Here is a 25337-nt window from a genome sequence, read left to right on the forward strand (position 1 = left end):
GCGATGCTGTTCGGCGACAACTCGCTGATGAACCTGGACTCCGCCGCGTTCTGGGAGAGCTGGATGGTCACCCACACGGCCAACCAGGCCGACGGTGGCCCGGGCTGCGCCCGGCCGCCCTGCTCGCCGACCTCCCCGCGCTGCGCGCCACCGAGCTGGACGAGGCGCTGGCCGCGATCGTCGCCGCCGGGCCCGGCAGCCACTTCGTCGCCGACGCCGACGGCACCGGCACGGCGCTGTACGCCGCACCGCACGCGGCGTTCGATCCCCGGTTCGGTGCGGCCTCGGCGCGGGCGCACGCCGACGCGGGCGCGCGGCCGGTCGCCGGCGCCCTGGCGTCGTTGCGCCGTGACGTCGACGACCTGGCGTCGCTGGAGGGCGCGATCGAGCTCGGCGTCGGTCCGCGGACCCGCGCCGCGCTCGCCCCGCTCCCCGACCGCGGGGCCTAGGAAGCGCCCCGGCGGCGCTCAGTCACCGCCGGTGGGTGCCGGCTTCTCGGCCGGCGCCTCCTGCGCCGGTGCCTTCTTGGCCGGTGCCTTCTTGGCCGGCGCCTTCTTCGCGGCCGTGGTCTTCTTGGCGGCCGTGGTCTTCTTGGCGGGCGCCTTCTTGGCCGCCGGGGCCTTCTTCGCGGGCGCCTTCTTCGCCGGTGCTTCCTTCGTCGCCGGGGCCTTCGCCGGCGCCTTCTCAGCAGGCGCCTTCTTGGCCGCTGGGGCCTTCTTGGCCGCTGGGGCCTTCTTGGCCGGTTCCTTCTTGGCCGCCGGTGCCTTCTTGGCCGGGGCCTTCTTCGCGGCCGGGGCCTTCTTTGCGGCCGGGGCCTTCTTTGCGGCCGGGGCCTTCTTCGCCGTCGTGGCCTTCGCGGCGGGCGCCTTCGTGGCCGGTGCCTTCTTCGCCGGCGCCTTCTTCGCGGCGGGCGCCTTCTTCGCCGGTGCGCTCGCGGCCGGCGCCGCGGACTTCTTGGCCGCGGCCTTCTTCGCCGCCGCCTTCTTCGCCGTCGTCTTCTTCGCGGCGGCCTTCGCCGGCGCGGCCACGGTCTTGGCCGCGGCGCGCGCGGGGGCAGTCGCCACGGCGGCCGCCTTCTTGGCGGTCTTCGGCAGCGGCGGCAGCTTCTTGGCACCCGAGATGACGTTCTTCAGGTCGGCGCCGGGGGTGAACTTCGGGACCGCCTTCTTCTTGATCTTCAGTGGCTCACCGGTCTGCGGGTTGCGGCCGGTCCGGGCGCCGCGCACGGCCTTCTCGAACGAGCCGAAGCCGGTGATGGCGACCTTCTCCCCCTTCGCGACCTGTCGGGTGATCGTGTCGAGGACGACGTCCAGCGCTTGCGCCGCCGCCTTGCGGTTGCCGTCGAAGCGCTCGGCGAGCGCGTCGACCAACTGAGACTTGTTCACTGCCTGTCCTTCCGCCGGAGCGGCATCGGAGCCGCCCTTCGCTGTCGCGACCGGGGCCAGGCGCCCGTGGTCTTTCCCGGGAACGCTAGGCAGGAATGACGTCCGTCACAATCACCCCGGCGCGTCGGCGAGCCGCGAGCACCCCGAAAAAGGCCGACGTCCCCGTCCGATCGGGCGATCGGCCGGGGACGTCGGGACGCGTTCAGGCGGGGAGGGTCGAGGCCTTCCACGACGGGCGCTTCGCCTCGTACGCCGCGATGTCGCCCTCGTGACCCAGCGTGATGCCGATGTCGTCGAGGCCCTCCATCAGGCGCCAGCGGGTGTAGTCGTCGATGTCGAAGCTGTCCTCGACCGAGCCGTCCGCGGTGCGCACGGTCTTGTTCGCGAGGTCGACGGTGATCTCGCCGCCCGGGTTGTCCTCGAGGTAGTCCCACAGCCGCTGGACGACCTTCTCGTCGACCTGCCCGGCGACCAGGCCGGCCTTGCCGGAGTTGCCGCGGAAGATGTCGGCGAACCGGGCCGACAGGACGACCTTGAAGCCGTAGTTCTGCAGCGCCCAGACGGCGTGCTCGCGCGACGAGCCGGTGCCGAAGTCCGGGCCGGCGACGAGCACCGAGCCGGCGGCGTACGCGGGCTGGTTGAGGACGAACTCGGGGTCGTTGCGCCAGGCGGAGAACAGGCCGTCCTCGAAACCGGTGCGGGTGACCCGCTTGAGGTAGACCGCGGGGATGATCTGGTCGGTGTCGACGTTGCTGCGCCGCAGCGGGACGCCGACGCCGGTGTGGGTGGTGAACTTCTCCATGAGTCTGGGCTCCTGAGTCGGGGTCAGACCGTGGCCGGGACCAGGTCGGCGGGCGAGGACAGGGTGCCGCGCACGGCGGTGGCCGCGGCGACGGGCACCGACACCAGGTGGGTGCGGCCCCCCTTGCCCTGGCGTCCCTCGAAGTTGCGGTTGGAGGTCGAGGCGCTGCGCTCACCGGGGGCGAGCTGGTCGGGGTTCATGCCCAGGCACATCGAGCAGCCCGCGCCGCGCCACTCGGCGCCCGCCTCGATGAAGACCTTGTCCAGGCCCTCGGCCTCGGCCTCCATGCGCACCCGGACGGAGCCCGGCACGACCAGCATCCGGGTGCCCTCGGCGACCTTGTGCCCCTGGATCACCTCGGCGGCCAGGCGCAGGTCCTCGATCCGGCCGTTGGTGCAGGAGCCGACGAAGACGGTGTCGACGTGGATGTCGCGCATCGGGGTGCCGGCGGTCAGGCCCATGTACTGCAGGGCCTTCTCGGTCGCCTGGCGGTCCGTGGCGTCGTCGAAGTCCTCGGGGCTGGGCACGGTCGCGCCGAGCGGCACGCCCTGGCCGGGGTTGGTGCCCCAGGTGACGAACGGGGTCATCTCGGCCGCGTCGAGCACGATCTCCTTGTCGAAGACCGCGTCGGCGTCGGTGACCAGCGTCCTCCAGTGGGCGACGGCGGCGTCCCACGCCTCGCCCTTGGGTGCCTCGGGCTTGTCGGCCAGGTAGGCGAAGGTGGTCTCGTCCGGCGCGATCATGCCGGCCTTGGCGCCCCACTCGATCGACATGTTGCACACGGTCATCCGGCCCTCCATGGAGAGCTCCTCGATGGCCTGGCCGCGGTACTCGACGATGTAGCCCTGGCCGCCGCCGGTGCCGGTGTGCGCGATCAGCGTCAGCACCAGGTCCTTGGCGGTGACGCCCTCGGGCAGGCTGCCGTTGACGGTGACGGACATGGTCTTCGGCTTGGCCTGCGGCAGCGTCTGGGTGGCGAGGACGTGCTCGACCTCGGAGGTGCCGATGCCGAAGGCGATCGAGCCGAAGGCACCGTGGGTCGCGGTGTGCGAGTCGCCGCAGACGATGGTCATGCCCGGCTGCGTCAGGCCCAGCTGCGGGCCGACGACGTGCACGATGCCCTGCTCGACGTCACCGAGCGGGTGCAGCCGGACGCCGAACTCCTCGGCGTTCCTGCGCAGCGTGTCGACCTGGGTCTTGCTGACCGGGTCCGCGATCGGCTTGTCCCAGTCCAGCGTCGGGACGTTGTGGTCCTCGGTGGCCAGGGTGAGGTCGGGGCGGCGGACCTTGCGGCCGGCGAGACGGAGGCCGTCGAAGGCCTGCGGGCTGGTCACCTCGTGGATGAGGTGAAGGTCGATGAAGAGAAGGTCCGGCTCTCCCGGGGTCGACCGGACGACGTGCTCGTCCCACACCTTCTCCGCCAGGGTCTTGCCCATGACTCGCTCCCTCGATTTCGTGCGTCGTTGAACCTGCGGGAAAGAGGATACGCTTGCATCCCAAGATCCGAGACGGCAGTATTGCCATATGGACAACACGAGCGGAGTCGGCGTCCTCGACAAGGCCGCCCTGGTTCTGACCGCCCTGGAATCCGGCCCGGCGACCCTCGCCGGGCTCGTCGCGGGCACCGGTCTGGCACGCCCCACCGCGCACCGCCTGGCGGTCGCGCTGGAGCACCACCGGCTGGTCGCACGCGACATGCAGGGGCGGTTCGTGCTGGGCCCGCGGCTCGCCGAGCTCTCCGCCGCCGCCGGCGAGGACCGGCTGCTCGCCACCGCCGGGCCCGTCCTGGCCCGCCTGCGCGACATCACCGGCGAGTCCGCCCAGCTCTGGCGCCGCCAGGGCGACCACCGCGTCTGCGTCGCCGCCGCCGAGCGCCCCTCCGGCCTCCGCGACACCATCCCGGTCGGCTCCCAGCTGACCATGCGCGCCGGCTCCGCCGCCCAGGTCCTGCTCGCGTGGGACGACCCGGAGCGGATCCACCGCGGACTGCAGAACGCCGCCTTCTCCGCCGCCGAGCTCTCCGCGATCCGCCGCCGCGGCTGGTCCCAGTCGATCGGCGAGCGCGAGCAGGGCGTCGCCTCCGTCTCCGCCCCCGTCCGCTCCCCCGGCGGCAAGGTGATCGCCGCCGTCTCCGTCTCCGGCCCGCTGGAGCGGCTCACCCGCCAGCCCGGCCGGATGCACGCACCGGCCGTGCTCGCCGCCGCCGAGCGGCTGTCCGAGTCGCTGCGTCGCGCGGCCGCGGAGTAGCCGGCGGTCGGTCTCGGCCGCGTCACATGGATCTTGGTCGGGTCGCCGCGCGTAACCCGACCAGAATCCATGTGACGTGGCGGCCCACAGTCCACCCGCTCAGAACAACGCGTCCTGCTCCAGCTCCAGCAGCGTCTGCTTGCGGTCGACGCCGCCGGCGTACCCGGTGAGGGTGCCGTTGGCCCCGATCACGCGGTGGCAGGGGATGACGATCGGGATCGGGTTCGCGCCGTTCGCCACGCCCACGGCGCGGGAGGCGGCGTTCGACTTGCCCAGGCGCGCGGCGATCTCGCCGTACGACGCCGTGTCGCCGTAGCCGACCTTCAGCAGCTGCGCCCAGACGGCCCGCTGCCACTCGGTCCCGGCGGGCTGGAGCGGGAGGTCGAAGTCGCGGCGCGCCCGGTCGAAGTACTCGCCGAGCTGGCGCACCGCCTCGACCAGCACCGGGTGCGCGTCGTCGCGGCTCCCCCGCGGGCGGCCGTCGGGGTCGACGTCCCGGAACGGGCTGAACTCGATCGCGGTGATCGCGCCGGCGTGCTCGACGACGCGCAGCGGCCCCACCGGGCTCTCGGTCACGGTCCACATCGCGGCTCATTCTCCTTCGTACGTCGAGGGGGCGTCGTCGAGGGACGCCCACAGGTGGACCAGGGCGTAGGAGCGCCACGGCGCCCACCGCCCCGGGTCGATCGGCCCCGCCCCGGGGAGCGCGGCGAGCGCGTGCCTGACCCCGAGGTCGGTCGGCAGGAACACGTCGGGATGCCCGAGCGCCCGCAGCGCCACGTAGTCGGCCGTCCACGGCCCGATGCCCCGCAGGCACAGCAGCCCACGACGCACCTCGTCCCGGTCCGGGCCGCGGTCCAGCACCACCTCCCCGGCGGCGAGGGAGGTGGCCATGTCGACCAGCGCACGGCCCCGGGACCGCGGCATCGGCAGCCGGTCGGGGTCGAGCCCCGCGACCGTCGCCGCGTCGGGGAACAGGTGGGTCAGCCCCTCGACGCCGGTCTCGTACGGCGTCCCGTGCTCGGCCACCAGCCTCCCCGCGACCGTCCGGGCGCCGGCGACGGAGACCTGCTGCCCCAGCACCGCGCGGACGGCGATCTCGTCACCGTCGACGTGGCCGGGGACGCGCAGGCCGGGCCGGCGGGCGAGCAGCGGCGCGAGCGCCGGGTCGCCACCGAGGTGCTCGGCGACGGCGACCGGGTCCGCGTCGGCGTCGAGCAGGCGTCGTACCCGCGCCACGGCGGCGGCGGTGTCGCGCAGGTCGGCCAGGGTGAACCGGGCACGCACGAAGCCGGTGCCGGCGTCGGCCGGGACGTCGTCGAGGAGCAGCCGGACCACGCCGGGGCCGTGCGGCAGGCGCAGCGTCCGCGCGTAGGCGGGTGGATCGCCGTCGGCGTCCGAGACGAGCTCGATCCCCGCCACCGCCCGCGGTCGCAGGAAGTCGGCCAGCGCCCGGCCGGCGAACGGCGCGCGCACGGCGAGCCGCAGGTCGATCGTGCCCGCCGATCGGGGGCCGCCGCGGCGCCCGCGCAGCTGCGTCGGCGTGGCGTCGTAGACCTCGCGCAGGGTGTCGTTGAACTGGCGGACGCTGCTGAAGCCCGCCGCGAAGGCGACGTCGGCGAAGGCGAGGTCCGTGGTCTCCACGAGCACCCGCGCCGTCTGCGCGCGCTGGGTGCGGGCGAGCGCGAGCGGGCCGGCGCCGAGCTCGGCGCGCAGCACCCGGCCGAGGTGCCGCGGGCTGTAGCCGAGCCGGACGGCGAGGCCCTCGACCCCGTCCCGGTCGACCACGCCGTCGGCGATCAGCCGCATCGCGCGGCCCGCCACCGTGGCGCCGAGGTCCCACTCCGGGGAGCCGGGGACGGCGTCGGGCAGGCACCGCTTGCAGGCCCGGAAGCCGGCCTCCTGGGCGGAGGCCGCGGTCGGGTGGAAGGTGACGTTGGCCGGCGCCGGCGTGCGCGCCGGGCACGAGGGCCGGCAGTAGATGCCCGTGGTCCGGACCGCGGTGTAGAAGACGCCGTCGAACCGCCGGTCGCGCGACCGGACGGCCGCGTAGCAGGTGGTCGGGTCCAGCGTCGGTACGCCGGCGACAGCGGTGCTCATGGCATCCATCGTGCCTCGGGCCACCGACAACTTCTGGCGGAAATCGGACAGGACGGCGGCGCGCCCGCCCCGAGCCCCGGTTCGGGCTGCCCCGAGCCCCGGTTCGGGCTGCCCCGAGCCCCGGTTCGGGCTGCCCCGAGCCCCGGTTCGGCTAGGTGCGGGTGGCCTGGACCCAGCTGACCTCGAGCGTGACGTCCCGGCCGACCTGCTCCTCGATCGCCGCCTCGAGGTCCGCGCTGGGCGGCGGCTTGTCGGCGGAGGCGAGCAGCACCGAGACGTTCCAGCCGTCCACCTCGACGGCGAGCAGGCGGGCCGGCTGGATCGGCTCCGCCCAGTCGACGAACGCGCTCTCGGCGGCGACGGTGACCGTCCGCTCGTTGATGTTGTCGCGCTCCGTCGCGGCCAGCGGCGTGGAGAGCAGGCCCAGCACGGCGGCGACGATCGCGCCGACGGCGAGCAGCCACCGGCCCGCCACCCCGGCCGCGCCGTAGCCGGCCAGGATCAGCACCCCGCCGCCGGCCGCGACGATCGCGACCAGGTTGACGGCGAAGAGCAGGAACGCGCCGCGGGCGGCGTCGGGGTCGCCGCCGGCCAGCGTCACGCCGGAGGTGCACAGCGGCGGCACCAGGGAGACGGCGATCGCCACGCCCGGGACGGAGGCGGCGACGTCCGTCCGCACCAGGACGAACCCGCCGACCGCTCCGGCCGCCAGCGCGATCCCGAGGTCCGCCAGGGTCGGGCTCGTGCGGGCCACGATCGAGGCGTTGCCGAGGTCGAACGGCAGGTCCAGCGCGGTCGCGCCGATCACCATCGAGATCAGGTACACGGTGCCGATGCCGGCGGCCAGCAGCGCCGCGCTGGCCGCGGCGTCGCGGTGCCGGCCCGCGACCAGGCCGGCGGTGAGGCCCTGGATCGGCAGCATCAGCGGCGCCACGATCATGGCGCCGATGACGGCGGCGACCGAGTCCGACAGCAGGCCGAACGTCGCGATCACCGCGGACGCGGAGAGCAGGATCAGGAACCGCGCGACCCGGCTGCGGCCCATGCCCGAGACCTCGTCCTCGATCCGGCGGTGCTCGTCGTCGCCCATCCGGCTGCGTCGCAGGTACGGCGCCGTGGTCACCCGGCGCACGGCCGCGGGTGTCGGCGCGAGGAGCGCGACCACGGGCCCCGCGATCCACACCAGACCGACGGCCGCCACGGCCGCCTGGCCGAACAGCTCGGGGCTGAGCAGCGCGACGGCGCCGCCGACGAGCTCGGCCAGCCCGAGCCCGAGCATCCAGAACCCGATGCCGACCGGACCCCCGACCACCCGGGCGGCCACCAGGTCGGCGACGCCGCGGACGACGAGCAGCACGCCGAACCCGAGCGCCAGCCGGTAGACGTCGGGGTCGTCGGCCACCACCACCAGCGCGACGCCGCCGGCGACGGGCGCCGCGGCGCGCAGCAGCGCGGGGCCGCGCGCCGGCGGGACCAGCCGGGTGGCGGCGTACGCCTCCAGGGCGCCGAGCGCCACAGCGGCGGCACCGCCGACCACCAGGACCGCCGTCTGACGGTCCGGCAGCAGCACCCACGCGACGAGCAGGGCGACCGCCATCAGCGCGCGCGCCACCTCGGCGGCGCCGGTCGCGCCGGCCTCCCGGAGGAGCTCGCGCGTGCCGCGGGGCGAGGCGTCGGGCGAGGCGTCGGCGGCCGTCATGGCCCCAGCATCGGGGGTGACGGACGCCGGCGCCAGCGCTCCGCGGCCTCCGCCCCTCCTCCCCCGCCGCGCGGCACCTGAGAGCGGGCGAAGAGTTCGGCACCGACCGTGTAGCGGACCGGTGCTCCGGGTAGGCGGCCCCCCATGCTGAGGTTCTTCCTGCTCGGGTTCGCGGCGCTGGTCCTGGTCCTCACCCTCCTCGCCGGCGCGGTGGGCGAGGTCGGCTGGCTGGTGCTGGCCGCTCTGGCGCTCGGCGTGGTCGCCCTCGGCGTCTACGACCTGGTCCAGCGCCAGCACGCGATCCTGCGCAACTACCCCGTGCTGGGCCACATCCGGTTCCTGATGGAGAGCATCCGGCCCGAGCTGCAGCAGTACTTCATCGAGCGCAACTACGACGGCCGGCCCTACGACCGCGACACCCGCACCGCGATCTACGAGCGCGCCAAGGGCGGCAAGGAGGTGCAGCCGTTCGGCACCGAGCGGGACGTGTACGCCGTCGGCTACGAGTACCTGGTGCACTCGACCATGCCGGTGCCGACCCCCGAGGAGCCGCCGCGGGTGCGCGTCGGCGGACCGGAGTGCGCCCAGCCCTACGACATGGCGCTGCTCAACGTCTCCGCGATGAGCTTCGGGGCGCTGTCGGGCAACGCGATCCGCGCGCTCAACCAGGGCGCGGCGGCCGGCGGCTTCGCGCACGACACCGGCGAGGGCGGGATCAGCCGCTACCACCGGCACGGCGGGGACCTGATCTGGGAGATCGGCTCCGGCTACTTCGGCTGCCGCACCGACGACGGCCGCTTCGACCCCGACCGGTTCGCCGAGACCGCCGCCGACGACCAGGTGAGGGCGATCAGCATCAAGCTCAGCCAGGGCGCCAAGCCCGGCATCGGCGGGGTGCTCCCCGGCTCCAAGGTGACGTCCGAGATCGCCGAGGCGCGCGACGTGCCGGCGGGCGAGACCTGCGTCTCCCCGGCGTACCACACCGCATTCGGGTCGCCCCGCGAGCTGCTCGGCTTCGTCGCGCGGCTGCGCGAGCTCTCCGGTGGCAAGCCGACCGGCTTCAAGCTCTGTGTCGGCTCGCGCAGCGACGTGCTGTCGATCTGCAAGGCGATGCTCGAGACCGGGACCACGCCGGACTTCATCGTCGTCGACGGCGCCGAGGGCGGCACCGGCGCGGCGCCGCTGGAGTACGAGGACCACGTCGGGATGCCGCTGACCGAGGGGCTGCAGATCGTGCACAACGCGCTCGTCGGCGTCGGCCTGCGGGACCGGATCCGGGTCGGCGCCAGCGGGAAGGTCAGCAGCGGCATCGACATCGTGAAGCGGGTGCTGCAGGGGGCCGACTACACCAACGCGGCGCGGTCGATGATGATGGCGGTCGGCTGCATCCAGGCGAAGACCTGCCACACCAACACCTGCCCGGTCGGCGTCGCCACCCAGGACCCCAAGCGCGCCCGCGCCCTCGACGTCGCCGACAAGACCGACCGGGTCACCAGCTACCAGCGCGAGGCCGTCCGGCAGGCGCAGCAGGTGCTGGCCTCCATGGGCCTCACCTCGTTCGACCAGCTCCGCCCGCACATGCTGCGCCGCCGCGTCGACGACGGCCGTGTCCTGTCCTACGCCGAGCTCGTCGACCACCTCGAGCCCGGCCAGCTGCTCGGCACCCCGCCGGAGGGCTGGCGGCGCGACTGGGAGCTCGCCTCCCCCGACCGGTTCGCCCCCGACCCCTACGACACCGATCCGCACCCCACCGACCCGCACCCCACCGATGCCAGGAGGAACTCGTGACCACCGTCGCCCAGCTGCTCGTCCGCGCCCTCGCCGACCACGGCGTCAGCCACGTCTGGGGCGTCGTCGGCGACGCGCTCAACCCCGTCACCGACGCCATCCGAACCGAGGACCGGATCACCTGGATGGGCGTGCGCCACGAGGAGGCCGGCGCGTTCGCGGCCGGCGCCCAGGCCCAGCTCACCGGCCGGCTCGGGGTCTGCATGGGCACAGTCGGCCCGGGTGCCGTGCACCTGCTCAACGGCCTGTACGACGCCAAGAAGTCCCACGCGCCCGTGCTGGCGATCTGCGGCCAGGTGCCGCGCCCCGAGCTCGGCACCGACTTCTTCCAGGAGGTCGACAACGACCAGCTGTTCGCCGACGTCGCGGTCTTCAACCAGACCGTCGCCTCGGTGGAGCAGCTGCCCATGCTCATCGAGCAGGCCGGCAACGCTGCCCTCGCCGAGCGCGGCGTCGCCGTCCTCACGCTCCCCGGGGACGTCGGCGGGCTCGAGGTGCCGAAGGACACCCCTGTCCCCACGTTCGTCGGCCCCGCGGCCGACCCCGCCCCGAGCGAGGAGTCGGTGCGCGCCGCGGCGGACGCCATCGAACGGGCGAAGAAGGTCACCCTGCTGGTCGGGCAGGGGGCCCGCGACGCGCGGGCGGACGTCCTGGCGCTCGCCGAGCGACTCCGGGCACCGATGGTGCTCACCCTCAAGGCCAAGGAGGGGTTCGAGGATGACAACCCCTACGAGGTCGGCCAGTCCGGCCTGATCGGCAACCCGGCCACCCACCGGGCCTTCGAGGACTGCGACGCGCTGGTGCTGCTCGGCACCGACTTCCCCTACCGGGAGTTCCTGCCCGAGGGGAAGACCGTGGTGCAGGTGGACCGCGCCGCCGACCACATCGGCCGGCGGGTCCCCGTGGACCACGCGGTCGTCGGCGACGTCGGCGCGGCGCTGGGGATGCTGCTACCCCTGCTGGGTGCCCGCGAGGGCGACCGCCACCTCGACCGCGCCCGGGAGAGGTACCTCGAGTGGCGCGAGGGCCAGTCCCACTTCGCCGACCCCGACTACGAGAGCAAGCCGGTGGGCCTGCTGCGCCGCACCGTGGACAACCCCGAGCACGCGATCCGGCCGGAGCTGGTCGCCGCCGCGGTGGACCGGCTCGCACCGCAGGACGCCGTCTTCACCGTCGACACCGGGATGTCGGCGGTCTGGCTGAGCCGCTTCGTCCGGATGACCGGGCGGCGCCGGCTGCTCGGCTCGTTCAACCTCGGCTCTATGGCCAACGCGATGCCGCAGGCGCTGGGCGCCGCGGCGCTCGACCCGGCGCGCCGGGTGGTCGCGTTCTGCGGCGACGGCGGCCTCTCGATGCTGCTCGGCGACCTCCGCACGGCCGTCAGCCACCAGCTGCCGATCACGTTCGTGCTCTTCGACAACAGCCGGCTGGGCATGGTGAAGCTGGAGATGGAGCAGGTCGGGCTGCCCGAGTACGGCACGGTGCTGGACAACCCCGACTTCGCGGCGGTGGGCCGCGCGATGGGGCTGCACGCCACCCGGGTCGAGGACCCCCACGGCGTCGAGCCCGCGCTGCGCGAGGCACTGGCCCACGCCGGCCCGTCGCTGGTCGACCTGGTCACCAACGCGGACGAGATCGCGGTGCCGCCGAAGCCGACCGTCGACCAGGCGTGGGGCTTCGCGATCGCCAAGACCAAGGAGTTCCTGGAGTCGCACTCCTGACGGGGCTCAGCGGGCCGCCCGCACCGGCGCCGTCGCCGCTCCGACGTCGAGCGCGGTCGCGGCGGCGGTCCGGCGCCGGCGTACCCACTTGCTGGCCTCGACCACCAGCGGCAGGAGCAGCGCGAGCCCGATCGCGGCGAGCCACTCCCCGCCGGTGAGCGGGACGGTGAGCAGGGCCTGCTGCAGGTGCGGCAGCTCTGTGGCCAGCAGCAGCACCGCCACCGGCACCAGCCCGATCGCGAGCGCCTTCAGCACCGGCGCGGAGAGCCCGCTGCCGGGGTCGCGCCGGTTGGTGACGGCGTTGAACACGGTGCCGAGGCCCATCACGACGAAGGTCATCGTCATCGCCGCGCTCGCGTCGGTCGTGCTGGGCTCGTCGGGTCCGGCGACGAGCGGCACCAGCGCGGCGACGAAGAGCACGGCGGCGTAGACGAGCCAGGAGGTGACCGCGGCCCGGTTGGTGATCGTCATGGCGGGGTCGCGCGGCGGTCGCTCCATGATCCGCGGGTCACCCGGGTCGACGGCGATGATCACCACCCCGGCCGAGGTGAAGAAGAAGAGCAGGAACAGGATCATCGACGGCGTCAGCGCGACGCCGTCGTTGATGTCGAAGACGGTGGCGGCGACGAAGAGCATGACCAGGGAGAGCAGCTGGGTCATCTGGTAGCGGACGTAGGAGACGACCTTGTCGTAGACCCTCCGGCCCAGCTCGACCGCGTGCACCAGCGTGCCGAAGTTGTCGTCGGTGAGGATCATCCGTCCCGCCTGCTTGGTCACCTCGCTGCCGCTGCCCATGGCGACGCCGATGTCGGCCTGCTTGAGCGCGGCCGCGTCGTTGACGGCGTCGCCGGTCATCGCGACGACCATCCCCGACTCCTGCATCACCCGCGCCAGGCGCAGCTTGTCCTCGGGCGTGACCCGGCCGAAGACGTGCAGCTGCGGGAGGCGCTCGGTGAGCTCGGCGTCGGTCAGCGCGACCAGCTCGGTGCCGCTGATCGCACCGGGCCCCAGGCCGAGGTCGGCGCCGATCGCCCGCGCCGTCACGGCGTGGTCGCCGGTGATCATCCGGACGTCGATGCCGGCCTTCAGCGCGATCCGGACCGCCTCCTTCGACGAGGGCCGCAGCGGATCGATGATGCCGACCATCCCGACGAAGACCAGGTCGTCGGTGAGCGACATCGGGTCGGCGGTCATCGTGTCGAGCTCCGCGTCGTCGACGAGGCGGTAGGCGAAGGCGAGCACCCGCAGCCCGCGCTCCCCCATCTCGGCGTTCGCGGCCTCGATGCCGTCGCGGGCCCCGGTCATCGGCACGGGCTCGTCGCGCAGCGGGCCGCCCGCGCTGGTGCAGCGGGCCAGTACGACGTCCGGCCCACCCTTGACCAGCTCGATGACCCGCTCCACGCCCTCGACCTGCACCCGGTGGAAGGTCGCCATGAACTTGTAGTCGGAGTCGAACGGCACCTCGGCCTGCCGCGGGTAGGCGCGCCGGGTCTCCTCGGCGCTGACGCCGAGCTTGGCGGCGAGGACCACGAGCGCCGCCTCGGTCGGGTCGCCGATCACCGTGCCGTCGTCACCGACGGTCGCGTCGCTGTCGAGGACCAGGCCCAGCGCCAGCCGGGTGAAGTCCGGGACCGGGGCGCCGGCGACGGAGAGCACGGCGCCGGTCTTGCGGTAGCCCTCGCCCTGCACCTCGAACCACGACCCGTTGGTGTAGATCGTGGAGACCATCATCTCGTTGAGCGTGAGCGTGCCGGTCTTGTCGGTGTTGATCGCGCTGGTCGCGCCGAGCGTCTCCACGTCGGTCAGGTTCTTGACCACCGCCTTCGACTCGGCCAGCTGCTTGGCGCCCATCGACAGCAGGCCGGAGACGAAGGCCGGCAGTCCGGTCGGGATCGCGGAGATCGCCATCGCCGTGCCGAGCAGCAGCAGCTCCTTGGCGTCGGTGCCGCGGGCGAAGCCGACCACGACGATCAGCGCGACGGCGCCCCAGGCGACGATCCCGAGCACCTTGGTCAGGCTGTCCAGCTCCCTCTGCAACGGGGAGCGGCTGCGGGTGACCTTGGTCAGCATCGAGGCGATCTGACCCATCTGGGTGCCCATCCCGGTCTCGGTCACCACGACCGTGGCCGTGCCGCGGGTCACCGAGGTGTTCTGGAAGAGCATGTTCGAGCGGTCCCCCAGCGGCACGTCGCCCGACGGCAGCACCGCGGCCCCCTTGGCGACCGGGGCGCTCTCCCCGGTGAGCGCGGCCTCCTGCGCCTCCACCGTCGCCGAGCGCACGATCCGCCCGTCGGCCGGGACGATGTCGCCCGCCTCGAGCTGCAGCACGTCGCCGGGCACCAGGTCGTGCGCCGGCACCAGCACCACCTCGCCGCCGCGCACCACCCGCGCCTGCGGCACCTGCATGGTGGACAGCGCGTCGACGCTCTCCCGCGCCTTCAGCTCCTGCCGCGAGCCGAGGAAGACGTTCAGCGCCACGAGCAGGCCGACGACGATCCCCGTCGACACCTCGCCGATGAGGAGGCTGACCACCGCGACCGCGACGAGCATCAGGTTCATCGGGTCGCGCAGCTGGACCGCCGCGACCGCCCACACCGACGGCGGCTGCTCGCTGGTGATCTCGTTGGGGCCGTACCGCGCCAGCCGGTCCGCGACCTCCGCGGGCGCCAGGCCGCCCGCCACGTCGGTCCCCAGTGCGTCGGCGACCTCCGCGGTGTCCTGCGCGTACCAGGGCTCCCCCGGTGAGCCGGTCGTCGTGGCCGCCGTGGTCGGGTCGTCGCTCATGCCGAGTCCTTCGTCGTCCGTCGGATCGCGAATCGTTGACATGCCGAAGGTAGTGCCGAATATCGTCGGGGTGCAGTCATGCGGGGCACCAGGAGGCGATCGCGATGACCGACGGCGGCCCGCAGGCCCACCCCAGCGCTCCTGCGGTGGTGCCCCGCTGGGAGTGGCGCACCTTCGCCGACCCCGCGGGCGCGGCCGCGCTGCGCGAGGCGTCCCTCGCCGTCGTACCCGGCTTCGAGGTGCACGAGAGCGACGAGGTCTACCTGCTCTCCCTGCACGGCGACGGCTCGGTGAAGGTCCGCGACGCGCTGATGGACACCAAGATCCAGCAGCACCTCGACGGCGGCGGGCTGCAGCAGTGGCGACCGACGATGAAGGCCGCCTTCCCGCTCGACGCCGAGGCGCTGGGGACGATGTTCGCCGCGCTGGACGTGCCCACGCCGCCGCTGTCCCGGGACGCCTACGCCGAGGACCAGGTGGAGGCCGAGCTGATCGGTCCCCGGGACGACCTGCGGCTGGCCCGGGTGCACAAGCTCCGCCGGCGTACGACGCTCGACGGGTGCCTGGTCGAGGTGACCGACCTGACGGTCGGCACCGGCCCGGACGGACGGACGACGACGACCGTCGCCATCGAGTCCGCGGACCCCGCCCTGGTCACCGCGGCGGTACGGCGCCTGGGGCTCGCCGAGCGCCACAACACCTGCGTCGCGCGCGGGCTGCGGGCGCTGCTCGGCTGGTCCCCCGACCGCTGCGCGGTCATCGACGTCGGCACCAACTCGGTCAAGCTCGTCCTCGCAGAGCGCCGCGACGGGGGCCTCCGCACGCTGGTCGACCGGGCCGTCGTGGCGCGGCTCGGCGAGGGGCTGGCGGAGACCGGGGAGCTGATCGCCCCGGCCATGGAGCGCGCGGCGGCGGCCATCGAGGAGATGGCGACCGAGGCGCGCGCCGGCGGCCCGGCGGAGATCGTCGCGGTCGGCACCGCGGGGCTGCGGATGGCGCCGAACCGGGACGCGTTCGTGGACGCCGTCTTCACCCGGTGCGGGGTCGCGGTGGAGGTGATCTCGGGGAAGGAGGAGGCGCGGCTGGCCTACGTGGCGGCGGTCTCGACCCTCGACGTGACCGGGGAGCGGCTGCTGGTCTTCGACTCCGGCGGCGGCAGCAGCCAGTTCACGTTCGGCTCGCCGACCTCCCCCGGGGAGCAGTTCAGCGTCGACGTGGGCGCGGTCCGGTTCACCGAGCGCTACGGGCTGGACGGCCCGGTCGAGGAGGACGTGCTCGCCGACGCGCTCGCCGGGATCGCGGCCGACCTGCAGCGGCTGACGGGGCGGGAGCGCCCCGACGCGGTCATCGCGATCGGCGGCACCTCGACCAACCTCGCGGCGGTCCGGCACGGGCTGGCCGACTACGACCCCGACGTCGTGCACGGCACCGTGCTGGACCTGGCCGAGATCGACCGCCAGATCGACCTGTACCGCTCGCGCTCCGCCGAGCAGCGGCGCGCGATCCCGGGGCTGCAGCCGGCGCGGGCCGAGGTGATCCTCGCCGGCGCCTGCATCGTCCGGACCATCCTGACGCTGAGCGACCAGGACGCGGCGACCGTCAGCGACCGGGGCCTGCGCCACGGCGTGCTGGCGGAGCGGTTCGGCTCGCCCGCGACACCCTAGGAGGCCACTAGCGGCCGGCGAAGTAGGCCAGCGCGGTCCGGGTCTTCGTCTGCTGGGGCGCGTCGAGGTCGACGCCGTGCGCCAGCAGGTACTCCTTGGTCTCGGCCGTCACCGCGAACGCGTCGCCGGGGGCGCACTTGGTGGAGAGCTCCAGGATCTCGCCGCCGTCCGGGTAGAACCACAGCTCGGCCACCAGCGGCCGCGGGTAGCCCTCGGGCTCGAACTTGAGCTTGAGGATGTTGATCGGGCCCAGCGCCGCGAGGTCGTCGAGGCCCAGGCCGTCGGGCGCGTGCTCCTCGTACAGCGCGCGCTGGTGCTTCGTGAAGAGCTTGTGCACCGGCTTCTCGCCCGCGAAGACCTTGCGCAGCAGGTCGTCCTCGACCTTCGCCTTCATCCGGCCGGAGCAGACGAAGCCGCCGGGCAGCGCGTCGACCTCGACGCCGAACCCGGCGGCGTGGCGGAGCTTGCCCGCGAGGTGCGCCGGGTCCACCGGCCGGAGCTTGACCACGCTGTCGCCGGCCCGGTGCTGGATCCGCCGCGCACGGACCACGACGCCCGCCTTGTTCAGCCGGAGGTCGGGGGTGTCGAAGAAGACCACCTGCCGGATCTCCGCGTCCATCACGTCCATCCCCAGGTGCTCGGCGGTCGAGCGCCGTTCGGTCGACGGGACGGTCACCTTCAGCTCGACCGAGTCCGACCCCTCCAGCAGCGTCAACAGCTCGGCGAGCTGCTCGCGCGTGAGCGCCGGCGCGATCTCCTCCATCTCCGCCGTGACGACCGGGCCCGTCGTGCTCGTGACCATCGGAGCCACCCCTCTCATCGACCCCTCCAGTCTCCTCCTCGGAGAGTCGGCGCGGAACCTCCGTGGACGGCCGATCCGGTTCGGTCGCCGCTCAGTGCAGCGCGGCCTTGAGCGCCGCCGCGACCAGCCCGAGGCCGCACCCCGCGGCCCCGCACACGATGCTGTCCCGCACCCCGAGCCCACCGCGCCGCCCGGCGAGGTAGCTGTAGAGCGCGAGCAGCGCGACCGTGGCCCACAGCGCGATCCACGCGGCGGTCACGTCCTCGACCCCGAGCGCCCGCGCGAGCAGCAGGATCACCAGCGGGACCAGGGAGGCAGCCGCCACCGTCCACGTGTGGGCCGCCGCGGCACGGAGCGCGTGCACCGGGTGCAGCCGCTGGTGGACAGCGGCGCCGATCGCCGCGGCGTGCAGGTGGGCGAGCCAGTACACCAGCGTGGTGCCGACGATGGCGACGGCCAACTGGAGGGTCGAGTGCACGTGCCCGGCCGTGGCGGCGATGACGGCGGCGGAGACCACCGTGCCCGTCATCAGCCCCTCACCCCCGCGCAGCAGGCCCCACCGGTCGGCCTCCGGTTCCACTTCGGCGGTCATCGGGTCACCTCTCCTCCCGCGGACGGGACGCCGGGCAGTCACGAGGGCGGCCGCCGCTCCGATCATGCGCCAGCGGGGAGCACGCTGTCAGCCCGCGCGGCGCGCGGACCCGGTCGTTGCCGCGGGCTCCGGGCGTCGCTACGTTGCGTCCGGCCGTCGCAGAGCGCGTCGGCGGCGTGCCGACAGGACGAGGCGATGAACGACACCACACCCTCCGACCCCAGCGACTCCCCCGACGCCGCCACCCGGTGGCGGTGGGCGACGCTGGCGACGGCGGCCGTCGGGCTGCTGGTCGTGGCGTGGGCCTGCCTGACCGGGTGGGGCGGCGTGGTGCACGGCCATCCGGCGTACGCCGTGCTGCTCGGCCTGACCGCCGCCGGCTGCCTCCTGGTCGCCTGGCGCGCGCGGCGCCCGCTCCCCCGCCGGCGCGGCTGGCGGCGCGCGATCGGCGTCGTGCTGCTGGTCGGCGGCGTCGCCTGGATCGCCGCCGTCGCGTGGCTGCGGCCGCTGAGCGCCGTCGAGCCCGCGCTCGCCGCCATGGCGTCGGACGAGGACGTCGAGGTCACCGAGTCCGCGACGCGGATCGAGCTCGCCCCGACGGGCGACGCCAGCGCCACCGGGGTCTTCTTCCAGCCCGGCGCGAAGGTCGACCCGCGCGCGTACGCCGCGGTGCTCCGCCCGCTCGCCGAGGCCGGCCACCCCGTCGTCATCACCAAGCCCCCGGTGGGCATCGCCTTCTTCTCGGTCGGCGCGTTCGACGCCGCCCGGGACGACTACCCCGACGTCGACCGGTGGGTGGTCGGCGGCCACTCCCTCGGCGGCGTCGTCGCCGCGATCGAGGCCGACGACGCCGACGGGGACGCGACCGCACCGGCCGTCGGGCTGCTGCTCTACGCCTCCTACCCCGCCGAGGACCTCAGCGACTCCCTGACCGCCGCGGTCGCGTCGATCTCCGGCTCCCGCGACGGCCTCTCCACCCCGGAGCGGGTCGAGGAGTCGCGCGCCGACCTGCCCGCCGACGCGGAGTTCACCGTCGTCGAGGGCGCGGTGCACGCGTTCTTCGGCGACTACGGCGCCCAGTCCGGCGACGGCACGCCGACGATCAGCCGCGACGTGGCCCGCCACCAGATCTCGGAGGCGAGCGTGGCGTTCGTGGAGGGGCTCACCGCGCGCTGACCCGGGCGATCAGCCGCCCGAGCCGCTGCCGGAGGGCGTCGCCGGCGACTGCGACACCTCCACCTGACCGCACTCGTCGAGCAGCGGCCGGGTCTCGTTGTCGATGTCCTCGAGCCGGTCCAGCAGGTCGACGATCCGGTCCGGCCGGAAGCTCTCCACGGAGTCGGTGCCCTCGCGGATCAGCGAGAGCGCCTCGCGCAGGTTCTGCGCTGCCTGCTCGCAGGCGCCGGGCACCGTCACCACCGTCGCCCCCGTCGACGGCGTCGCCTGCTCGGTCGCCGTCGGCGGCACCTCGTCGGCGGCGTCGGGGGGCTCGTCGCCGCCCGACGCGGCCGCGACCAGCAGCCCGCCGAGGACCACCCCCACCAGGAACGTCGCCGCCGGGACCAGCCGTCCGGGCCACGGGTTGGGCCGTGGGACCACGCGCCCGGGGGCGTGCTCCGGGTCCGTGGGGGGCTCTTCGTGCTCGCTCATGTCGATCACCTCTGGGTTAGAGCGTGCCCATTCGGGTAGGGGTCACACCGAGACCGGAGGGACGATCGATGCGTCGGACCATGGGAGCCGCGGACAGCCGCACCGTGCACACCTGGGACGGGTTGGTGCTGTTCTGGGTGGCGCTGTGGATCGTCGTGGGCGCCTGGACCGGCGTGACGCTGTGGCAGGCCGCCGACACCGGCGACACGATCTCCCGCTCCGGCCGCTCGATCAGCGCGGCCGGCGAGGCCCTCACCAGCCTCGGCGACGTGCCGCTGGTGGGCGACCGCACCGGCGAGCTCGGCGGCCAGATCGAGCAGAACGGCACCGAGATCACCGCGCGCGGCCAGGACGTCAAGGGCCAGCTCCGCCAGCTGGCGCTGCTGCTGGGGATCTCGATCACCGTCATCCCGATCGCCTCGGTCGCCGGGTTCTACCTGCCGGCCCGCCTCGGCCGCCACCGCGAGGTGGCGAGCGTGCGCCGCGCGCTGGAGAGCAGCGGGCTGGACGACGCGCTCGAGGGCTACCTGGCGGCCCGTGCGGTCGGCAACCTCACGTACGACGTCGCCGGCCCCCTCGTGCCGACCGGCCGCATCGACGACGCGGCCCGGCGCCGCCTGGCCGCCGCGGAGCTCGCGCGGCTGGGCATCGCGGTGCGGTGACCGGGGGCTCGCCCGCTCCGGGCGCCGGTGCGGCGCCCCACGGTCGCGAGCGCCCGGTCGCCCAGGCCTTCGCCCGGTCCGTGGTCCGCGCACGGTGGGCGATCCTCGCGCTCTGGGCCTGCGCCCTGGTCGGCCTCTCGGTCGCCCCCGGCGCGGACGCCCCGGGCGGCAGCGGGCTGCGCGGCGTGCTCTCCGCGGACACCCCCGCGGTGCGCACCGAGCTGCGGTCGGTCGAGATCTTCGGGTTCCCGCTCAGCTCCCGCACCGTGGTGGTGCAGCGCGACCCGGCCGGGCTGTCGGCGTACGCGCAGGCGCGCACGGTGGTGCGCGCGGCCGCCGTCGACCGGGGCAAGGCGGGCGACGTGACGCCGATCCGCGGCGCGCTGCCGCTGACCAACACCCGCGGGCTGTTCCCGGGCGCGCAGGAGTCGGGCACGACCGCCCTGACCTACCTGCTCTTCGGACCGCGCACGTCGCTCGGCTCCCGCACCCGCGCCGCACACCGGTACGCCGACCGGTTCTTCACCGAGCGCGACCACGTCGTCGGGGTGACCGGGTCGGCGCCGGCCCGCATCGCCCAGGGCCGGATCATCCGGCAGTCGCTGCCGACCGTCGAGCTCGCCACGCTGCTGGCGATCGCGCTCATCGTGGCCGTCAGCTTCCGCTCGCTGGTCGCCCCGCTGGTCACCGCGGCCACGGCGGCCACCGCCTACGTGGTCACGCTCCAGGTCTCCGGCTACGTCTCGGCGCTGCTTGACCTGCCGAGCCCCGACGAGCTGGAACCGGTCGTCGTCGCGCTGCTCCTGGGGGTGGTCACCGACTACGTCGTCTTCTTCTGCTCGGCGCTGCGGGACCTCGGCCCGGGGCGGGCCTCGGCGGGCCGCGACATCGCCGCCCGCGCGATCACCCGCTCGGCGCCGATCGTGGCGGTCGCCGGCCTCGCGGTCGCGGCGGGGACCGCCGCGCTGGTCGCCGCCGAGTCGCCGTTCTTCCGCACCCTGGGCCCCGCGCTGGCGCTGACCGTGGTGGTCGGCCTGCTGGTCGCGATCACCCTGGTCCCGGCCCTGCTCGCCGTGCTCGGCGACCGGATCTTCTGGCCCGGGCGCCGCGCGGTGGGGCGGCGCCCGGCCTCGTCGACCTGGTCCGCGCGGTGGGCCCGCCTGGTGCGGGTACGCCGGCCGCGCTGGCCGCGCCGCGCCGTCGAGTCGATCGCGGGCAGCCGCCGCGTCGCCGGGGCCGTGCTGGGCGCCTGCGTGGCGGTGCTGCTGTTCGCGTCGGCGCCGCTGCTCCGCCTCGACCTGGGCGTCTCCTTCGTCGACACCCTGCCCGACCGGGAGCCCGTGCGGGAGGCCGCGGCGGCCGCGCAGGCCGGCTTCGCGGAGGGGATCCTCTCCCCCACGGTGGTGCTGGTCGAGGGTGGCGGGATCGGCGAGCGGCGCACGGAGCTGGCGCGGCTGGGGCGGGCGCTCGAGCGGCAGCCGGGGGTGGCCGGCGTGCTCGGCCCGGGCGCCCTGCCCGTCCGGGCGGCGGCCGGGGTGCTGGTCGCCCGCGACGGCGACGCCGCCCGCTACCTGGTCGTCCTCGACACCGACCCGGGCAGCGCGGACGCGGTGGCGGACATCGACCGGCTCAGCGACCGGCTGCCCGGCCTGGTGAGCCGCGCCGGGCTGCCCGGGGCCACGGCCGCGCTCGGCGGCGACACGGCCACGGCGTCGTACCTGGTCCACCAGACGCAGGACGACCTGCTGCGGATCGCGCTGGCCGCGGTGGTGGCGAACCTGGTGATGCTGCTGGTCTTCCTCCGCTCGGTGCTCGCCTCCGTGCTGCTGCTCGGCACCTCGCTGCTGGCGCTGGGCGCGACCCTGACCATCACCGGCGCCGTGTTCGACCTGCTCGCGCCGGGCCAGGGCCTGACGTTCTACGTGCCGTTCGCGGCCGCCGTGCTGCTGCTCGCCTTCGGCTCCGACTACAACATCTTCACGGTCGGCCACGTCTGGGACGCCGCCCACGGCCGCACGGTCCGGCAGGCGCTGCTCAGCGCGCTGCCCTCGGCGCTGAGCGCGGTCGCGGTGGCCGGGCTCGCGCTCGGGACCAGCTTCGGGCTGCTCGGGCTGGTCCCGCTGCTCCCGTTCCGGCAGCTGGCCTTCGCGGTCGCGCTCGGGATCACCCTCGACGTGTTCGTGGTGCGGCTGCTGATGGTGCCCGCGCTGCTCACGCTGCTGGGCCCGGCGGCCGCGTGGCCGAGCCGCCGGTTCCGGACCGGGCGGCGGCCCGGGACCGGAGCTCCTAGAACGGGTACTCGGGCAACGAGCCCCGCATCGTGACCCACTGCGTGTCGGTGAAGGCGTCGAGGTTCGCGGCCGCGCCGCCGAGGCGTCCGCCGGTGCCGGACTCCTTGACGCCGCCGAACGGCACCGTCGCCTCGTCGTTGATGGTCTGGTCGTTGATGTGCACCAGGCCCGACGGGATCCGCTCGGCGATCTCCAGGCCCCGCATCGGGTTGCTGGTGAGGATGCCGAGCGAGAGCCCGTAGGGCGTCTCGCTCGCCAGCCGGATCGCGTCGTCGACCCCGTCGATCCGCACCACCGGCGCCACCGGGCCGAAGACCTCCTCGGCGTACGCGGTCGAGCCCAGCGGGACGCCGTCGAGCACGGTCGGCCGGTAGAAGAGGCCCTCGTAGGTGCCACCCGCCGCCAGCCGGGCGCCCTCCTCGACGGAGGCGGTGACCATGCCGTGGATGCGGTCGCGCTGCCCGGCGTCGATGACCGGCCCGAGCGCGACCTCCCCGGTCGCGGGGTCGCCGACCGGGAGGTGGGCCGCCCGCTCGGCCAGCGAGGCGACGTAGGCGTCCGCGACGCCCGACTGGACCAGGTGGCGCCCCGTCGTCATGCAGACCTGCCCCTGGTGGGCGAACGAGCCCCACGCCCCCACCGACGACGCGACCTCCGGGTCGACGTCGTCGAGCACGAGCAGCGCCGAGTTCCCGCCCAGCTCGAGGTGCACCCGCTTGAGGTGCTGGGCCGCGAGGGCGGCGACGGCGCGCCCGCCGCGGGTCGACCCGGTGAAGGCGACGACCCGCACCGCCGGCTCGGTCACGAGCGCCTCACCGGTCTCCACGCCACCGGGGAGCACGTGGAGCAGGCCGTCGGGCAGGCCCGCCGCCGCGAACAGCTCGGCGAAGAGGACGCCGCCGGTCACCGAGGTGCGCGGGTCCGGCTTGAGCAGCACGGCGTTGCCGAGGGCGAGGGCGGGCGCCACCGCGCGGATCCCGAGGATGGTGGGCACGTTGAAGGGCGAGATCACGCCGACGACCCCGACCGGGAGGCGGCGGGACATGCTGAGCCGCGGGAGGGACGAGCGCAGCAGCTCGCCGTACGGGGCCGAGGCGAGGGCCGCGGCCTCGTAGCACTCCTCGGCCGACGTCACGATCTGGAACTCGCCGAAGGGGGCGATGGCCCCGGTCTCGCGCATCAGCCACCCGATGATCTCCTCGGAGTGCTGGTGCCACAGGTCGCCGGCGCGACGCAGCACGGCGGCGCGCTCGGTGTACGGCGTCGCGGCCCACGCGCGCTGGGCGTCGACCGCGCGGGCGGCCGCGGCGGCGACGTCCGGGGCACTCGCGGCCCCGACCTCGGCCAACCGCTCGCCGGTCGAGGGCGAGTCGACCGGCAGCACGCCGCCGGTGCCGTCGACCCACCCCGACGAGTAGATCCTGCCGTGCCAGGCGCTCGCTTCGAGCAGGGACATGGTGACACCTCCGAGGTGGGGCCGGCCCGGGCCGGCGACGACGTACGTGGGCTGGGACGGGGCTGTGACCGCGGCGTCGCAGACCGGGACCACTCACCGGGATGCGGGGCTTGCCGCGGCGGAAACTGCGGTCCGACGATGCCGGGGACGGCGGCCGACCACCCACCTGGCAGGGAGGACCCATGACAGGTCGACTCGAAGGACGGCGCTGCCTGGTCACCGGGGCCGCCGGCGGCCTGGGCCGGACCTTCTGCTCCGCGCTGGCGGCCGAGGGGGCCCGGGTGGCCGGCCTGGACCTGGCCGACCTCGGCGGGACCGGCGACGCGGTGGCGGCGGCGGGCGGCCGCCTGACCGCCGTCCGCGCCGACGTCACCGACCCGGAGCAGGTCCAGGACGCCGTGGACAGCGCGGCGGCCGGGTTGGGCGGCCTGGACACGGTGGTGAACAACGCCGGCGTCTATCCGCTCGTCCCGTTCGAGGCGACGGACTTCGCGCAGTGGCGCCGGATCATGGCCGTCAACCTCGACGGCCTGTTCCTGGTGACGCGGGCGGCCCTGCCGCACCTGCGGCGCGCGCCGTTCGGCCGGATCGTCAACGTCGCCAGCGCGGTGGTGTGGCTCGGCCCGCCCGGGATGGTGGCCTACACGGCGTCCAAGTCCGGCATGGTGGGCTTCACCCGGGCGCTCGCCAGCGAGCTCGGCCCCGAGGGCATCACGGTCAACGCCATGACCCCGGGGATGATCGCCACCGAGACCGCGGTGGCGACGGGCGTGACCCGCGACCTGGACCGGGTCGTGGGCGGGCAGGCCGTGCCCCGCGCCGAGCGGCCCGAGGACCTCGTCTCGACGTTGCTGTTCCTCGTCGACGAGGGCAGCTCCTTCGTCACCGGCAGCGCGGTCAACGTCGACGGCGGCTTCGCGAAGCACTGAGTGGTACCGGGCGGGGTGGCTCCGGGCGGGGCGCTTCGGGGCGGACCGGGTCATCGCTCGTCCTCGGCGAGCGGCGCGACCGCCAGGTCCACCAGCAGCGGCGCGGAGAGCCGGTCGGCCTCGGCCACGACCGCGGCCAGGTCGGCGGCGGCGGTGACCCGCGTCGCGGTGACACCGAGGCCGGTCGCTAGGGAGGCCCAGTCCAGCCGCGGCTCGGCCAGGTCCATGCCGAGGAACGTGCGGCTCCGCGCGGCGGCGCCGCCGTGGGCGAGGGTGGTCTGCTTGAGCGTGCGGTACTCGCCGTTGTTCGCGACGACCACGAGCACCGGCGTGCGCTGGTGGGCCGCCGTCCACAGCCCGTGCATCCCGAAGGTGGCGCACCCGTCGCCGACGACCGCGACGACCGGCAGGTCGGGACGACCGAGCCGGGCGCCGACGGCCGCGCCGATCCCCCAGCCGAGCCCGCCGCCGATGGTGTGCAGGTAGTGCCCGGGCCGATCGATCCGCAGCGCGCGACGCAGGGGCAGCCCGAGCGTGATCGCCTCCTCGACGACCACGGCCTGCTCCGGCAGCGCCGAGGCGATGACGTGCGCCGCCGCGGTCGGCGAGAGCGGCTCGTGGCTCGCCGCGGCGGCGCCCGCCTCGGCGGCGGCGGACCGTCGTCGCGACCGAGGCGGCCAGCTCGCCGACCGCGTTCGCGATGCTGCCGACCCTGCTGGTCCTCGGCCTGGTGGCGGCGTCCGCGTCGCTGGTCACCCGCCTGGT

At 74.7% G+C, this 25337-nt stretch carries 20 protein-coding genes and 1 pseudogene; 9 read left to right on the plus strand and 12 right to left on the minus strand.

From position 1 onward, the window contains the following. A pseudogene (locus ABLM29_RS19550) lies at positions 1-449 on the plus strand (2-phospho-L-lactate guanylyltransferase); the annotation flags it as partial. Between the two features lie 18 nt (positions 450-467). Here ABLM29_RS19550 and ABLM29_RS19555 read toward each other — a convergent pair. From ABLM29_RS19555 to leuC, 3 genes are all read right to left on the minus strand, one after another. After that, positions 468-1385: an HU family DNA-binding protein gene (locus ABLM29_RS19555; protein WP_349716223.1), complete on the minus strand. Its 918-nt coding sequence runs from the start codon at positions 1383-1385 to the stop codon at positions 468-470. A gap of 202 nt (positions 1386-1587) precedes the next feature. After that, positions 1588-2187, minus strand: coding sequence for a 3-isopropylmalate dehydratase small subunit (gene leuD, locus ABLM29_RS19560; RefSeq protein WP_349716224.1), 600 nt, complete (start codon positions 2185-2187; stop codon positions 1588-1590). 23 nt (positions 2188-2210) lie between these two features. Continuing rightward, the gene (gene leuC / locus ABLM29_RS19565) at positions 2211-3623 is read right to left on the minus strand and encodes a 3-isopropylmalate dehydratase large subunit (RefSeq protein ID WP_349716225.1); all 1413 of its coding nucleotides are present in this window, start codon (positions 3621-3623) and stop codon (positions 2211-2213) included. Between the two features lie 88 nt (positions 3624-3711). Between leuC and ABLM29_RS19570 the strand changes: the two genes are divergently transcribed. Then, positions 3712-4434, plus strand: coding sequence for an IclR family transcriptional regulator (locus ABLM29_RS19570; RefSeq protein WP_349716226.1), 723 nt, complete (start codon positions 3712-3714; stop codon positions 4432-4434). A gap of 99 nt (positions 4435-4533) precedes the next feature. On the opposite strand, the gene ABLM29_RS19575 is transcribed toward ABLM29_RS19570, so the two are convergent. The 3 genes from ABLM29_RS19575 to ABLM29_RS19585 form a co-directional block, all read right to left on the minus strand. Then, positions 4534-5019 (minus strand): methylated-DNA--[protein]-cysteine S-methyltransferase, encoded by a 486-nt coding sequence (locus ABLM29_RS19575; RefSeq protein ID WP_349716227.1) that lies wholly within the window; start codon positions 5017-5019, stop codon positions 4534-4536. 6 nt (positions 5020-5025) lie between these two features. Further along, positions 5026-6534, minus strand: coding sequence for an AlkA N-terminal domain-containing protein (locus ABLM29_RS19580; protein WP_349716228.1), 1509 nt, complete (start codon positions 6532-6534; stop codon positions 5026-5028). A 151-nt stretch (positions 6535-6685) separates the two neighbouring features. After that, positions 6686-8233: a DUF389 domain-containing protein gene (locus ABLM29_RS19585; protein WP_349716229.1), complete on the minus strand. Its 1548-nt coding sequence runs from the start codon at positions 8231-8233 to the stop codon at positions 6686-6688. A 144-nt stretch (positions 8234-8377) separates the two neighbouring features. On the opposite strand from ABLM29_RS19585, the gene ABLM29_RS19590 reads away from it, so the two are divergent. After that, the gene (locus ABLM29_RS19590) at positions 8378-10021 is read left to right on the plus strand and encodes an FMN-binding glutamate synthase family protein (RefSeq protein WP_349716230.1); all 1644 of its coding nucleotides are present in this window, start codon (positions 8378-8380) and stop codon (positions 10019-10021) included. Beyond that, positions 10018-11742 carry a thiamine pyrophosphate-dependent enzyme gene (locus ABLM29_RS19595; protein ID WP_349716231.1) on the plus strand — a complete coding sequence of 575 codons (1725 nt, stop codon included), beginning with the start codon at positions 10018-10020 and terminating at the stop codon, positions 11740-11742. Before ABLM29_RS19590 ends, ABLM29_RS19595 begins: the two co-directional genes overlap by 4 nt. 6 nt (positions 11743-11748) lie before the next feature. Here ABLM29_RS19595 and ABLM29_RS19600 read toward each other — a convergent pair whose 3' ends face one another. Then, the gene (locus tag ABLM29_RS19600; protein WP_349716232.1) at positions 11749-14526 is read right to left on the minus strand and encodes a cation-translocating P-type ATPase; all 2778 of its coding nucleotides are present in this window, start codon (positions 14524-14526) and stop codon (positions 11749-11751) included. 104 nt (positions 14527-14630) lie between these two features. On the opposite strand from ABLM29_RS19600, the gene ABLM29_RS19605 reads away from it, so the two are divergent. Beyond that, positions 14631-16190, plus strand: coding sequence for a Ppx/GppA phosphatase family protein (locus ABLM29_RS19605; protein ID WP_349716233.1), 1560 nt, complete (start codon positions 14631-14633; stop codon positions 16188-16190). Positions 16191-16197: 7 nt separating this feature from the next. Here the strand turns inward: ABLM29_RS19605 and ABLM29_RS19610 are convergent, their stop codons facing one another. Further along, complete coding sequence (locus ABLM29_RS19610; protein WP_349716234.1) at positions 16198-16992, minus strand: CYTH domain-containing protein; 795 nt, start codon at positions 16990-16992, stop codon at positions 16198-16200. Between the two features lie 91 nt (positions 16993-17083). Further along, the gene (locus ABLM29_RS19615) at positions 17084-17584 is read right to left on the minus strand and encodes a hypothetical protein (protein WP_349716235.1); all 501 of its coding nucleotides are present in this window, start codon (positions 17582-17584) and stop codon (positions 17084-17086) included. A 195-nt stretch (positions 17585-17779) separates the two neighbouring features. On the opposite strand from ABLM29_RS19615, the gene ABLM29_RS19620 reads away from it, so the two are divergent. Beyond that, a complete protein-coding gene (locus tag ABLM29_RS19620; protein WP_349716237.1) occupies positions 17780-18760 on the plus strand; it encodes an alpha/beta hydrolase in 981 nt (326 codons plus the stop codon). A gap of 9 nt (positions 18761-18769) precedes the next feature. On the opposite strand, the gene ABLM29_RS19625 is transcribed toward ABLM29_RS19620, so the two are convergent. Further along, the gene (locus ABLM29_RS19625) at positions 18770-19234 is read right to left on the minus strand and encodes a hypothetical protein (RefSeq protein WP_349716238.1); all 465 of its coding nucleotides are present in this window, start codon (positions 19232-19234) and stop codon (positions 18770-18772) included. Between the two features lie 68 nt (positions 19235-19302). Here ABLM29_RS19625 and ABLM29_RS19630 point away from each other — a divergent pair, with 68 nt between their 5' ends. Further along, a complete protein-coding gene (locus ABLM29_RS19630) occupies positions 19303-19896 on the plus strand; it encodes a hypothetical protein (protein WP_349716239.1) in 594 nt (197 codons plus the stop codon). 80 nt (positions 19897-19976) lie between these two features. After that, complete coding sequence (locus ABLM29_RS19635) at positions 19977-22220, plus strand: MMPL family transporter (RefSeq protein WP_349716240.1); 2244 nt, start codon at positions 19977-19979, stop codon at positions 22218-22220. Here ABLM29_RS19635 and ABLM29_RS19640 read toward each other — a convergent pair. Next, on the minus strand, positions 22183-23643 hold the full coding sequence (locus ABLM29_RS19640) for an aldehyde dehydrogenase family protein (RefSeq protein ID WP_349716241.1): 1461 nt from the start codon (positions 23641-23643) through the stop codon (positions 22183-22185). The genes ABLM29_RS19635 and ABLM29_RS19640 overlap by 38 nt on opposite strands. A gap of 182 nt (positions 23644-23825) precedes the next feature. Between ABLM29_RS19640 and ABLM29_RS19645 the strand changes: the two genes are divergently transcribed. After that, positions 23826-24572 carry an SDR family NAD(P)-dependent oxidoreductase gene (locus tag ABLM29_RS19645; RefSeq protein WP_349716242.1) on the plus strand — a complete coding sequence of 249 codons (747 nt, stop codon included), beginning with the start codon at positions 23826-23828 and terminating at the stop codon, positions 24570-24572. Between the two features lie 50 nt (positions 24573-24622). Here the strand turns inward: ABLM29_RS19645 and ABLM29_RS19650 are convergent, their stop codons facing one another. Beyond that, positions 24623-25129 (minus strand): thiamine pyrophosphate-dependent enzyme, encoded by a 507-nt coding sequence (locus ABLM29_RS19650; protein ID WP_349716243.1) that lies wholly within the window; start codon positions 25127-25129, stop codon positions 24623-24625. Positions 25130-25337: the final 208 nt, after the last annotated feature.

Source organism: Nocardioides sp. YIM 152588 (assembly GCF_040191335.1).
Lineage (GTDB): Bacteria > Actinomycetota > Actinomycetes > Propionibacteriales > Nocardioidaceae > Nocardioides.